The following is a 13173-nucleotide window of genomic DNA, read 5'->3' as shown; positions in this document are numbered from 1 at the left end:
AGGGTGGGGCAAGCGGCGCATCCATCGCGCGCTCTGCCCGCCCCATCCCAGCCTTCCCCAACGGGGAAGGAGCGATGCGGGTGCATCCGCTGCCTTTCTCCCTCCCCTTCCGGGGAGGGCAGGGGTGGGGGCAAGCGGCGCATCCGTCGGGCGCTCTGCCTGCCCCCATCCCAGCCTTCCCCAGCGGGGAAGGGGCGATGCGGGTGCATCCCTCCCTCTGGGGAGGGCAGGGTGGGGCAAGCGGCGCATCCGTCGGGCGCTCTGCCTGCCCCCATCCCAGCCTTCCCCCAGCGGGGGAAGGAGCGATGCGGGTGCTCGGTTTGCAGGTGCTGTGGATGCTGGCGCTGCTCGTCTGCACCAGCACCGCCTTCGCCGCACAGCGCGCCCTGCTCGTCGGCGTCTCCGAACTCGTCAACCAGCCGCAAACCCTGTGGCTGCAGGCACCGCGCAACGACGTGATGCTCATGCGCGATGCCCTGCTGAAGCAGGGCTTCACCGCGCCCGACATCGCCGTGCTCGCCGACGGCGTGCCCGGCGCCGCGCTGCCCGAATCACAGGCCATCCACGAGGCGCTGGCGCGGCTGCTCGCCCGGTCGGCCAGCGGCGATTTCGTGCTGCTGTATTTCTCCGGCCACGGCACGCGCCTGCGCGACGTGGCCAAGCGCTACCAGGAGCCCGACGGCCTGTCCGAGAACTTCCTCGCGCGCGACGTGCGCGGCACGCTCGGCACCGATGCCGCACTCAGCGGCGACCTGCGCGATGTCGACTTCGACGCCTGGATCCAGGCCTTCCTCGCGAAGAACGTGTTTGTCGCCTCGGTGTTCGACACCTGCTCCGCCAACTCCATGACACGCGGCACCGGCGATGCGCCCGCGACCGCCGAAGGCCCGGCCGATGACGAGGTGCGATGGCGCGGCCTGCGCACGACGCAGCTCACGAGTGGTGCATCGACCGCACGGTCCCTGTCTCCGCCGGTAGTGAACGATGCCGTACCGCGCGCCCGCTACGTGGCGCTGTTCGCATCCGAAAGCCACCAGATCACGCCCGAGCTGCGCCTGCCGCGCAAGGCGCGCAGCGCCCGGCCGCAGGGCCTCTTGACCTGGGCCTTGGTCGAGTCGCTGGCGCGCAAGCCCGCCACCTGGCGCGACCTGTTCGACGGCGTGCTCGCGCTGTACCCGCCGGTCATCGACGAGCTCGCGCAGCGCTTTCCCACGCGCGAGCTGCCGTCGCCCGTGGCCGAGGGCAACCTCGATGCGCCGCTGTTTGCCAACAGCGGCGCGCCCGCGTCCACGCGGCCTGTGTGGAGCGCGCAGCGCAGCGGCGACAGCCTGGCCGTCAAGGCCGGCCTGCTCGACGGCCTGACAGCGCAACAGGAGGTGCGCGTGCTCGCGACGCTCGACGACGGCACCGTGCGCCGCGCACCGGCCGCCATCGCGCAGATCAAGCTCGGCGGCGCGTGGCTCGCCGTGCCCGCGGCGTTGAAAGACCTGCCGGGCAGCGCGTTCTGGAGCGTCACGCCGGTCACCGAACCGGCTGCGACGGCACTGCGCGTGCGCGCCGACAAGCCGTTGCCCGCCGGCCTGAGCCTCGACTACCCGGCCGCGATCCGCATGGCCGACGACCCCGCGAGCGCCGACGTGCGCTGGACCGACCTCGGCCCCGCGGGCCATCGCCTCGAAGCGCTCGCGCCCGTGTTCGGCACTGCCGCTTCGGCTGTCGTGGTGCCCGACGTGGCCGCGCTGCGCCGCCGCCTCCAGGCCCTGGCGCAGCTCAAGTGGCTGGCCCAGTTGCAGGCCCATGCGAAGGGCGGCCAGCTCGACGGTTTCGATGCGGCGCTCGAAGTCTGGAGCGCCGACCGGCAGCTGCGCAGCGTGCCGGTCGCCGAGGCCGCGAGCGTGCTGCCTGCATTGCCTGAACTGCGTACGGGCGAGCGTGTGCGCCTGAACGTGCGCAACACCAGCGGCCGTTCGCTCGACCTCGTCATCACCGGCATCGACGCGCGCGGCGCGCTGCAGGCGGTGTACCCCGACGGGGCCGGCGAAACCAACCGCTTCAAGCGCGGCACGCCCGAGCAGCCGGCGGTCAAGCGTTTCGATCTGCCCTGGCTCGACACGGCCGGCGAGGCGCGCCTGCTCGTCATGGCCGTGCCGGCCGCGCCCCACAGCGCGCCGCGCCTGTTCGGCGTGGCCACCGCGGCGCAGGCCGATGTGTCGGAAGTGCGCGTGCGCGGCGGCCAGCCACCGGCCGCCAGCGGCGAGCGCCAGGTGTTCGCGGCCTTGCTGCGCAGGAGCGGCAGCAGCAGCGTCGGCACGGCAGACGGTGGGGCGCGGCCATGAGGCGGGCGCGCGCGGTGCCGGTTCAGTTGTTTTCTTTGTCCGAATCCGGAGGTTGATATGGCATTTCTCGAAGACGGCTCCTGGAGCCCCGAAGACGCACGGCAGTTCTACGAACTGATCGGCACCGGCTCGGCCGAGACCGACCTGGTCATGATGATCGAGAGCAAGGGCTCGCCCGTCGAGGGCGAACTCGAACGCGTCTTCGACGACGGCAAGGCGCGCCTGAACATCGGCGGCTACTACTGGTCGGTGCAGGTGCCCGAGTCGTCCGCGCAGAACCAGGTCGTGCCCAACAACCTGGTCGTCGCGCGCCGCAGCGACGCGGCCACGGCCACGCTCGCCAGCCTGCTGCGCGCGCAGGAAAAAGACCTGAAGGTCGTCATCAGCGCCTACAAGGCCGGCGGCGACCCGCAATCGCCCGAGGCGCAGGCGACCTTCGAGATGTCGCTGGAAAACGCGCGCATCTGCCGGCTGGTGCTCAACTCCGGCGGCCACTGGGGCGTGCCCTCGGAGCTGGTCTCCATCAGCTATCGCACGGTGAAGATCAAGTCGGCCCCACAGAAGACCAGCGGTGTGCGCGGCGCGGTGCGCGAATGCCAGTTCACCCGTACATGAATCTGAACGCCTCCAGGAGCACTACGCCATGACGACGACCGCCGCAGACTTCCTCAAGGCCGCCGACCCGGCCGCCGCCCTCAAGGCCCTGAGCGACGACGTGCGCGCCAAGCCCTCCGACGCCAAGCACCGCGTCTTCATGGCGCAGTTGCTGTGCGTGCTCGGGCAGTGGGAGCGCGCGCTCAACCAGCTCACCGTCGCGGCCGAGCTCGACGCGCTTGCCGTTCCCATGAAGCAGGTCTACGGCGAGGCCGTGCGCTGCGAAGGCCTGCGCGCCGATGTGTTCGCCGGCACGCGCACGCCGATGATCTTCGGCCAGCCCGATGAATGGCTGGCACTGCTCATCGAATCGCTGCTGCGGCAAGGCCGCGGCGAGAGCGGGCTGGCCGAAGACCTGCGCCAGCGTGCCTTCGACGGCGCCCCCGCCATCGCCGGCACCATCGACGGCGTGCCCTTCGAATGGCTGGCCGACGCCGACATGCGCCTGGGCCCGGTGCTCGAGGCCTTCGTCAACGGCAAGTACTACTGGATTCCCTACGCGCGGCTTGCGCACATCAAGATCGAGCCGCCCGAAGACCTGCGCGACTGCGTCTGGATGCCCGCGCACCTGCAGTTCGAGAACGGCGGCGAAACGCTGGCGCTCATTCCCACGCGCTACGAAGGCACCGAGGCGCAGGAAGACGGCGAGCTGCGGCTGGCGCGCAAGACCGAGTGGCGCGAGCTGCGCCCCGAGGTCTGGGCCGGCTACGGCCAGCGTGTGCTCGGCAGCGATGCCGGCGAGTACGCGCTGATGGACGTGCGCGAAATCCTCTTCACGCCCGCCGCCGCCGACACGGCCGAGGGCGGCGAAGAAAGCAGCGGCAGTGCCTGAGCTCACCGCGCAGGAGCGGCTGCAGCCTTCGCTGCTCGACCGCCTCGTCGACCACGCGCCCGACGAAAAGCGTGAGGGCGACGACAAGCGCACGCTCACCAAGCAGGCGCTGCGCCAGGCCGTGCTGCGCGACCTCGGCTGGCTCTTCAATGCCACGGGGCACGGCCTTTCGATGGACGACAAGCAGCACCCGAATGCCGCGCGCTCCGTCATCAACTACGGATTGCCTATGCTGTCTGGCCAGTTCACCTCGTCGGTGCAGCGTGTCAGCATGGAACAGGCTTTGAAGAACGCAATCCTGCAGTTCGAGCCGCGCATTTTGTCCCGCACACTCGAAGTCGAACTCGTCATGGAAGGCCCGGCCCTGGAGTCCCACAACAGCATCGGCCTGCAGATCCGCGGCATGCTGTGGGCGCAGCCCGTGCCGCTCGAGTTCCTCATGCGAAGCCGCGTCGATCTGGAAGAGGGCCGCATAGAGATCGTGGACATGGCGCAAAACCCAAGGTAAGTCCACATGGACCCTCGGCTGCTGAGCCTGTACGAGCAGGAACTGCGCTACTTCCGCGAAAGCGCCGCCGAGTTCGCGCGCGCTTTTCCGAAGATCGCGCACCGCCTGGGCATCGAAGGCCAGGAAGTCGCCGACCCGTATGTGGAGCGGCTGATCGAGGCCACGGCCTTTCTCTCGGCGCGCGTGGGCCTGAAGCTCGACGCCGAATACCCGCGCTTCACGGGCCATCTGCTCGATATCGTCTACCCGCACTTCCTGGCGCCCACGCCGGCCATGACGGTGGTGTCGTTCGTGCCCGACCCGGAAGACGCCAACCTCGCGGCCGGCCCCACGCTGCCGCGCGGTGCCGGCCTGCGCGCGCGCCAGGCCGTGGGGCAGAACACGCACTGCGAGTTCCGCACCGCCGCCGCGTTGCGCATCTGGCCGATCGAGGTGCAGCGCGCCCAGTACTTCACCTATGCGCCCGACCTGCCGCTGAACACGCACCCGCAATCGCGCGCCATCCGCGGCGGCCTGCGCATCGCGTTGCGCGCCACGGCGGGTCTGGACTTCAGCCAGATCGCGCTCGACGACCTGGTGCTGCACTTCGGCGGCGCGGAAGACGTGGCCTGGCAGCTGCACGAATGCGCGCTGGGCCAGCCCATCGGCGTGTGGGTGCGACCGCTCACGGCCAGTGGTGCCTTGCAGGGCACCGCGCGCAGCCTGCCGGGCAGTGCCATTGGCGCGGTCGGCTTCGAGGACGACGAAGCCCTGCTGCCGGTCACGGCCACGGGCTTCTCGGGCTTCCGGCTGCTGCAGGAGTACTTCGCGTTTCCGCAGCGCTTCCAGTTCGTGCGCATCGGCGGGCTGCAGGCGCTGCTCGCGACGATGCCGGTGACCGACATCGAGATCGTGCTGCTGTTCTCGCGCGGCGATGCGGCGCTCGAGAAGCTGGTGAGCGCCGACAACGTGCAGCTGCACTGCGTGCCCGCCGTCAACCTCTTCACCAAGCGGCTCGACCGCGTGCCCGTGACCGAAGGCGTGAGCCAGTTCCACCTCGTGCCCGACCGCACGCGGCCGCAGGACTTCGAGGTGCACACCGTCACCGAAGTCATCGGCCATGGCGCGCCCGGTGCCGACGCCGCGGTGGCCGAGCAGCCGTTCCGGCCGTTCTACTCGGCCTTCCACGGCAGCCGCAACAGCCACCCGGCCTACTTCACGACCACGCGCGAGCCGCGCATGCTCTCGGTGCGCCAGCGCACCGAAGGCCACCGCAGCAGCCACATCGGCTCCGAGGTCTACATGCAGATCGTCGACCCGCAGCAGGCGCCGTATGCCGCCACGTTGCGTCAGCTCGCCGTGACCGCGCTGTGCACCAACCGCGACCTGCCGCTGTTGATGCCGCTGGGCCGCGAGAACGACTTCGACTGCGTCGATTCCTTTCCCGTGCAGCGCGTGCGCATGGTGCGCGGGCCGTCGCGGCCGGTGTCGCCGGTGGTGAGCCAGGGGCTGGGCTGGCGCGTGGTTGATCACCTGGCGCTCAACTACCTGTCGCTGTCCGACAGCACGCCGGAGCAGGGCGCCGCCGCGTTGCGCGAGACGCTCATGCTCTACGCCGTGCATGCCGACGAGATGCGCCAGGGCCAGGTGCGCGGGCTGCTGTCGGTGAAGAGCAAGTCCGTCGCGCGGCGCCTGCCGCTCGCGGGTCCGATCGCTTTCGGGCGTGGGCTCGAAGTGACGCTCGAGGTCGACAAGGACGCCTTCCACGGCCACAGCGCCTTCCTGTTCGGCGCCGTGCTCGCGCAGTTTCTGGCGCGCCATGTCGAGGTGAACCACTTCGTCGAGACCGTGCTGCGCGTCGCGGGCAAGGGCGAAGCCATGCGCTGGAGGCCGCTGTGCGGGACACGACAGATTCTGTGAGCACGCGGGTGGACAACGCGCTGCGCGGGTGGTCGGCGCAGCCGTGGGACTTCGATTACTTCGCGGTGATGCGGCGCCTCGAATCGGTTGCCAAGACCACGCCGCGTTGGGGCCGCGCCTTGCTGCCCAGCGCCGAGCCGGTGCGCGTGGGGCAGGAACCGTCGCTCTCGTTCGCGCCCGCCAGCTTCAGCCGCTTCGAGCCGGCCACCGCCTATTCGCCGCCGCGCCTGCGCCAGCACTTCTTCGGCTACATCGGCCCCAATGGCCCGCTGCCGGTGCACCTGAGCGACTTCATCCGCGAGCGCAGCCTGAACCACGGCGATCCGACCTGGCTGGCTTTTCTCGACACCTTCTCGCACCGCTTCTCGCTGCATTTCTACCGCGCGTGGGCGCAGTCGCGACCGGCCGTGGCACTCGACCGGCCGGGCGAAGACCGCTTTCGCCTGCAGGTCGGCGCGCTGATCGGCATCGGCACGCCGGGGCGCATCGACCGCGACGAGATCCATGACGACGCGCGCCTGCACTTTTCGGGCTGGCTCGCGCGCCGCGTGCACAACGCGGAAAGCGTGGAGTCGGTGCTGTGCAGTTATTTCGGCGTGCCGGTGAAGCTGGAGCGCTGGGTCGGCCACTGGATGCGCCTGCCGACGGACGACCTCACGCGGCTGGGGCAGGGCGAGAGCTCGCGCTCGATGGGCATGGGCGCGATGCTCGGCACGCGCGCGTGGGACCGCCAGCACCGCGTGCGCCTGCACCTGGGGCCGCTCACGGTCGCGCAGTACCGCATGTTCCTTCCCATCGGCGACGCGCAGCCCGTGCTGCAGCGCTGGATGCAGCAGCTGCTCGGCGACACCCTCGAATGGGACGCCGAGCTGGTGCTCGAGAAAGCACAGGTGCCGTCCACGCGCCTGGGCCAGGCCCGGGGCAACGCGCCGCGCCTGGGCTGGGTCTCGTGGCTCGGCGAACGCCCGCGCACGCGCGATGCGGCGGACGTGCGCATTGCCAGTCAGCCGTCGAGGGCGCGCCTGCCGCAGCCCGCCTCCTTTCAATAAACCCCTCTTCATTCGTTCAGAAGAGATACGGAGTCCTCCATGAGTGAAATCAGCCGCACCGCCCTCTTCGGCAAACTCAACTCGCTGGCCTACAAGGCCATCGAGGGTGCCACCGTCTTTTGCAAGATGCGGGGCAATCCGTACGTGGAGCTGGAGCACTGGTTCGCCCAGCTGCTGCAGGCACAAGACTCCGACCTGCACCGCGTGATCCAGCACTACGGGCTCGACGTGTCGGTGATCGCGAAAGACATGACCACCGCGCTCGACCGCCTGCCGCGCGGCGCCACCGCCATCAGCGATTTTTCGCCGCACATCGAGAACGCCATCGAGCGCGCGTGGACCTACGCGACGCTGCAGTTCGGTGAAGCGCAGGTGCGCACCGGCTACATCGTGGTTGCCATGCTGAAAACGCAGAGCCTGCGCAACCCGCTGTTCGGCTTGTCGAAGCAGTTCGAGAAGATCAAGGTCGAAGACCTGGCCGACAACTTCCCGAAGATTTGCGACGCCTCGCCCGAAGCGCAGATGCGCGCCCAGGACGGCACCGGCATGGGCAGCGGCACACCCGGCGAAGACTCGGGCGCCATGGCGCCGGCCGCCATGGGCAAGGGCGACGCCCTCAAGAAATTTGCTGTCGACCTCACGGAGAAAGCCAAGAAGGGAGAGATGGACCCGGTGACCGGGCGGGACGAGGAAATCCGCCAGATCGTCGACATCCTCATGCGCCGCCGCCAGAACAACCCGCTCCTGACCGGCGAGGCCGGCGTCGGCAAGACGGCGGTGGTGGAAGGCTTTGCGCAGCGCCTCGCGCGCGGCGACGTGCCGCCGCAACTGAAAGACGTGAAGCTGCTCACGCTCGACATCGGCCTCTTGCAAGCGGGCGCGAGCATGAAGGGCGAGTTCGAACAGCGCCTGCGCCAGGTGATCGACGAAGTGCAGAGTTCGCCGACGCCGATCATCCTGTTCATCGACGAGATCCACACGCTCGTGGGTGCGGGCGGCGCGGCCGGCACCGGCGATGCGGCCAACCTGCTCAAGCCCGCCCTGGCGCGCGGCAACCTGCGCACCATCGGCGCGACCACCTGGGCCGAGTACAAGAAGTACATCGAGAAAGACCCGGCACTCACGCGGCGCTTCCAGGTCGTGCAGGTGCCCGAGCCCGACGAAGTCAAGGCGATCCTGATGTTGCGCGGCGTGGCCAGCGTGCTCGAGAAGCACCACCGCGTGCAGCTGCTCGACGAGGCCATCGAGGCGGCCGTGAAGCTGTCGCACCGCTACATCCCCGCGCGCCAGCTGCCCGACAAGGCCGTGAGCCTGCTCGACACCGCCTGCGCGCGCGTGGCCGTGTCGCAGCACGCGACGCCGCCCGAAGTCGAAGACTGCATGCGCCGCATCGAAGGGCTCACGGTCGAGCAGGAGATCATCGGCCGCGAGGCCACCATCGGCATCGACGTGACCAAGCGCTCGGCGCAGGTCGAAGCCTTGCTCGTCGAATCGAAGCTGCAGCTCGAAGGGCTGAATGCGCGCTGGCAGGAAGAGAAAGGGCTGGTCGATCGGCTGCTCGAACTGCGCGCCAAGCTGCGGGCGGGGAACAAGCCGGTGGATGCGGCACCGGCCGATGGCGATGCGAACGCCGTCGTGTCCCCGGCGCCAGCGAGCGAAGACCGCGCGGCGCTGCTCGAAGAACTGCATGCGCTGCAGGCCAAGATCCATGCGGTGCAGGGCGAGTCCCCGCTGATCCTTCCGTCGGTCGATGAACAGGCCGTCGCCTCCGTCGTCGCCGACTGGACCGGCATTCCCGTCGGCCGCATGGTCAAGAACGAAGTCGAAGCAGTGCTCAAGCTCGCCGACACGCTGAACCAGCGCGTCATCGGCCAGAAGCACGGCCTGGAGATGATCGCGCGCCGCATACAGACCTCGCGTGCGCGGCTGGACAACCCGCAGAAACCCATCGGCGTCTTCATGCTCTGCGGCACCTCGGGCGTCGGCAAGACCGAGACCGCACTGGCGCTGGCCGAGGCGCTGTACGGCGGCGAGCAGAACATCATCACCATCAACATGAGCGAGTTCCAGGAGGCGCACACGGTCTCCACGCTCAAGGGCGCGCCGCCCGGCTACGTCGGTTATGGCGAGGGCGGCATCCTGACCGAGGCCGTGCGCCGCCGGCCGTACAGCGTGGTGCTGCTCGACGAGGTCGAGAAGGCCCACCCCGACGTGCACGAGATCTTCTTCCAGGTCTTCGACAAGGGCTGGATGGAAGACGGCGAGGGCCGCATGATCGATTTCAAGAACACGATCATCCTGCTCACGACCAACGCCGGCAGCGAGCTCGTGATGAGCATGTGCCGCGACCCCGAGCTGCTGCCCGATTCGAACGCGCTGGCCGATGCGCTCAAGGCGCCGCTCATGAAGGTGTTCCCGCCCGCGCTGCTGGGCCGCATCGTCACCATTCCTTATTACCCGCTGTCGCCCGACATGATGAAGAAGATCGTGCGGCTGCAGCTGGGTCGCATCAAGAAGCGCGTGGAAACCAACCACGGCGTGCCCTTCGAATACACCGAGGCGGTGATCGAGCAGGTGGTGGCGCGCTGCCAGGACCCGGAGTCGGGCGGGCGCGTGATCGACGCGATCCTCACCAACACCGTGCTGCCCACCATTTCGGTCGAGTACCTGCAACGCCTGGCCTCCGGCGGCGAGATCCGCCGCGTCGCGCTCGACGTGAAGGACGCCGACTTCACCTACGCGTTCGACTGACCCCCGCGCAGCGAGACGCCCCACTTCCGAGAGACCCAAGATGGCCGACCACGAGTTCCGCATCGAGAGCGATTCGCCCGCCAAGGACGACCTGATGTTCTGGCGCATCGTCGGGCACGAGGCGCTGGCGCGCCCCGCCGCCTACGAGCTCACCGTGCTGTCGAAGAACAAGGACCTCGCCGCCAAGGACATCCTGGGCCACGCCTTCGACGTCGTCATCGCGTTCCAGGACGCCGACGGCAGCGCGCACGAGCGGCATTGCCAAGGCCATGCCGTGCGCTTCGTGCGCGCGGGCCACATGGGGCGGCACTACGAGTACCGCATCACGCTGCGCTCGTGGTTCTGGCTGCTGACCAAGCGCGCCAACTCGCGCATCCACCAGGAAAAGAAGGTGCTCGAAGTGCTCGACGCGGTGTTCGAGGACAGCCCGATCAAGCGCTTCAAGAAGACCAAGGCCACCAACGTCATCGGCACGCACAACCCGCGCCGCTACTGCGTGCAGCACCAGGAGAGCGACTACCAGTTTTTGTCGCGCCTGCTGGAAGACGAGGGCATCTACTACTGGTTCGACGCGCACGACGCGCCCGGCACCATGCACCTGTCGGACGCCAGCGACATGGCGCACGACAAGCTGCCCGCCACCGACACGCTGCGCCACATGGCGGTCAATGCGGCCGAGCCGCGCTTCAACGAGATCTCGCGCTGGGTCAGCGCGCGGCAGTTCGACACCGGCAAGCATGCGTCGCGCGACAGCGACTTCAAGGCCATCAAGAAGAAGCTGGGCGCCGACATCGACAGTTCCGACGCGCACGAACTCGCGGAGTTCGAGATGTTCGAGTTTCCCGGCGGCTACTTCACCGGCGACGACGCCGAGACGCGCGCCAAGCTGCGCGGCGACGAGCTCAACGCGCGCCGCGACCGCCACTGGGCGCTCACGCCGTGGCCTGACGTCGCGGCCGGGCGCAGCTTCAAGTTCGAGGACGACCCCGACGGCACGCGCAATGGCGACTACGTGATCGCCGCCTGCACCTTCATCGCCAGCCACCGCGGCTACGAGGGCGTGAGCGCCAGCGCGGCGGCGCAGCCCGTGCAGCGCGCGCTGGCCGAGGTGCTGCGCGACGACGCCGTGAACGCCGACACCCTGCCGGTGCTGGAAGAGCTGATCGCCGCCACGCCCGCGCTGGCGGCCGCGCAGACCGGCAGCAGCCTGTTCCTGCTCACGGTTATGCCAGTCGACCGCCCGTTCCGTGCGCCGCGCCTCACGCCGCGCGTGACCATGCCCGGTCCGCAGACGGCCATCGTGGTCGGCCCCAAGGGAGACGAGCTGCACGTGGACGACCACGGCCGCGTGAAGGTGCACTTTCACTGGGACCGCTACGACGAGAGCAACGAGAAGTCGACGTGCTGGGTGCGCGTGTCGCAACCCTGGGGCGGCAAGGGCTGGGGCGGCTACTTCGCGCCGCGCATCGGCCAGGAGGTGATCGTCGACTTTCTCAACGGCGACCCCGACCGCCCGGTGATCGTGGGCCGCGTCTACAACGACGACCAGCCCATTCCGTACAAGTCGCCCACGCAGAGCGGCTTCAAGACCCGCTCCACGCCCGGCGGCGGTCCTGCGAACTACAACGAGATCATGTTCGAGGACAAGAAGGGCGAGGAGAACATCAACATCCACGCCGAGAAGAACATGAGCCGCAGCGTGGAGCTGGATGACTCCACCACGGTGGACCGCGACCAGACCATCACCGTCAAGCGCGACCAGACCAGCCTGGTGGACCGCGACCGCAAGAGCACCGTGACGCGCAACGACACCAACATGGTGGTGGTGGACCAGAAGAACACAGTCAAGGGCAAGCAGAACAACCAGGTGGTGGGCAACCGCGACACCTTCGTCGACAGCAACGACATGCTGAAGGTGACGGGCACCGGCACCCATGAGGTGATCGGCGCGCGCAGCGACATCTCGCGTGCGGGGGAAACCCGCAGCGTGACCGGCGACCAGACCGTCACCGTCAGCGGCAACCTGACCTACAAGGCCGCCAAGATGAGCTTCGAGGCCGGCCACATCGACTGGCTGGTGACCGGCGCGAGTTCCAAATACATCACGGTGCCCACCGGGCCGCTGCACCTGATGGCCAACAAGATCAAGCTCCTGAGCAACACCGGCATCGAGATGATGGCGGTGGGCAACATCGATGCGACCTCGTGCGGCTCCAACACGACGATCCTGGGGCCCAACACGAGCGGCTACATCGGCAGCAACAGCGAGGCCAACCTGGGCATGGCGCGCTCGACCTTCATGGGCATGAGCATCGACAACGCGCTGGCGCTCGCCGTCAACAATTTCGTGGGCGTGGCGATCGAGACCGCGCTGGGCGTGAAGTTGTCGTCGGGCGTCGCGCCGGAGATCCACGCCTATCCCATCGAGGTGAAGCAGGCGACCATGCACACGTTCACGCCCGGTGCCGGTGCGGGCGGTGCGGGCGGTGCCGCGGTCGCCGGCGCCTTGGGTTTTGTCGCGGGCCTGGCGAGCGCCAAGAAGGACATCGCCGCAACGCTCAAGCAGTACGAGGATGCGGCCCAGCAGCTCAGGGATGCCGCCGCCGAGGCCGACCTCGTGGGGCTCACGGGCCTTGGGGACCGGCTGAGGGCGCTGTCGCGCATCACCGAACGGCGGCGCATCGAAGGCATCATTGCCATGATCCCGGTGGTCGGAACCGTCCCCGTCATCCTGGCCGAGGGCATCATGACCGTGGCCGAGATCAAGACCGGCGCCGAACGGCGCGCGGAGGATACGTCCACGCTGGCCAACAACACGCCCGCGCCGCCGCCACCGCCACCGCCGCCGGAAGGCGAAGCCGCCACGCCGGAACCGGCGCAGGAGTGGTCACCCACGCCACCGCCGCCACCGCCACCGCCGCCGCCGCCGCCACCGCCGCCGCCGCCGCCGCCACCGCCGCCGCCGCCACCGCCACCGCCGCCGCCGCCACCGCCGCCACCGCCGCCGCCACCGCCACCGCCACCGCCGCCGCCGCCACCGCCGCCGCCGCCACCGCCGCCACCGCCGCCACCGCCGCCGCCACCGCCGCCGCCGCCGCCGCCGCCGCCATCCGATCCGATGGACGGCGGAGTGCCATAGAGAGA

General features: G+C 69.2%; 8 protein-coding genes. All 8 read left to right on the top strand.

The window, feature by feature from the left end:
* Positions 1-305: 305 nt before the first annotated feature.
* From GFK26_RS04265 to GFK26_RS04230, 8 genes are read left to right on the top strand one after another with little or no spacing between them, the layout of a single operon-like run.
* Positions 306-2336, top strand: coding sequence for a caspase family protein (locus tag GFK26_RS04265; RefSeq protein ID WP_153280906.1), 2031 nt, complete (start codon positions 306-308; stop codon positions 2334-2336).
* 57 nt (positions 2337-2393) lie between these two features.
* Positions 2394-2951, top strand: coding sequence for a type VI secretion system tube protein Hcp (locus GFK26_RS04260; RefSeq protein ID WP_153280905.1), 558 nt, complete (start codon positions 2394-2396; stop codon positions 2949-2951).
* Positions 2952-2979: 28 nt separating this feature from the next.
* On the top strand, positions 2980-3822 hold the full coding sequence (locus GFK26_RS04255; protein ID WP_153280904.1) for a type VI secretion system accessory protein TagJ: 843 nt from the start codon (positions 2980-2982) through the stop codon (positions 3820-3822).
* A complete protein-coding gene (tssE, locus tag GFK26_RS04250) occupies positions 3815-4330 on the top strand; it encodes a type VI secretion system baseplate subunit TssE (RefSeq protein ID WP_153280903.1) in 516 nt (171 codons plus the stop codon). Before GFK26_RS04255 ends, tssE begins: the two co-directional genes overlap by 8 nt.
* A gap of 6 nt (positions 4331-4336) precedes the next feature.
* Positions 4337-6229 (top strand): type VI secretion system baseplate subunit TssF, encoded by a 1893-nt coding sequence (gene tssF, locus GFK26_RS04245; protein WP_153280902.1) that lies wholly within the window; start codon positions 4337-4339, stop codon positions 6227-6229.
* Positions 6226-7278, top strand: a complete 1053-nt coding sequence (gene tssG, locus GFK26_RS04240) for a type VI secretion system baseplate subunit TssG (protein WP_228121907.1) — start codon at positions 6226-6228, stop codon at positions 7276-7278. Before tssF ends, tssG begins: the two co-directional genes overlap by 4 nt.
* A gap of 39 nt (positions 7279-7317) precedes the next feature.
* Entirely contained in the window at positions 7318-10029 is a 2712-nt protein-coding gene (gene tssH / locus GFK26_RS04235) for a type VI secretion system ATPase TssH (RefSeq protein ID WP_153280900.1), read from the top strand.
* A 40-nt stretch (positions 10030-10069) separates the two neighbouring features.
* Positions 10070-13168 carry a type VI secretion system Vgr family protein gene (locus tag GFK26_RS04230; protein WP_228121906.1) on the top strand — a complete coding sequence of 1033 codons (3099 nt, stop codon included), beginning with the start codon at positions 10070-10072 and terminating at the stop codon, positions 13166-13168.
* The last annotated feature ends 5 nt before the right edge of the window (positions 13169-13173 follow it).

The organism is Variovorax paradoxus (assembly GCF_009498455.1).
Taxonomy (GTDB): domain Bacteria; phylum Pseudomonadota; class Gammaproteobacteria; order Burkholderiales; family Burkholderiaceae_C; genus Variovorax; species Variovorax paradoxus_H.
The sequence above is the reverse complement of the archived record's forward strand: the minus strand, read 5'-3'. Positions and strand labels throughout refer to the sequence as shown.

Coding starts and splice junctions, on each gene's coding strand:
- GFK26_RS04265 (WP_153280906.1), top strand. CDS start 306: ATGCGGGTGCTCGGTTTGCAGGTGCTGTGGATGCTGGCGCTGCTCGTC.
- GFK26_RS04255 (WP_153280904.1), top strand. CDS start 2,980: ATGACGACGACCGCCGCAGACTTCCTCAAGGCCGCCGACCCGGCCGCC.
- GFK26_RS04260 (WP_153280905.1), top strand. CDS start 2,394: ATGGCATTTCTCGAAGACGGCTCCTGGAGCCCCGAAGACGCACGGCAG.
- tssF (WP_153280902.1), top strand. CDS start 4,337: ATGGACCCTCGGCTGCTGAGCCTGTACGAGCAGGAACTGCGCTACTTC.
- GFK26_RS04230 (WP_228121906.1), top strand. CDS start 10,070: ATGGCCGACCACGAGTTCCGCATCGAGAGCGATTCGCCCGCCAAGGAC.
- tssH (WP_153280900.1), top strand. CDS start 7,318: ATGAGTGAAATCAGCCGCACCGCCCTCTTCGGCAAACTCAACTCGCTG.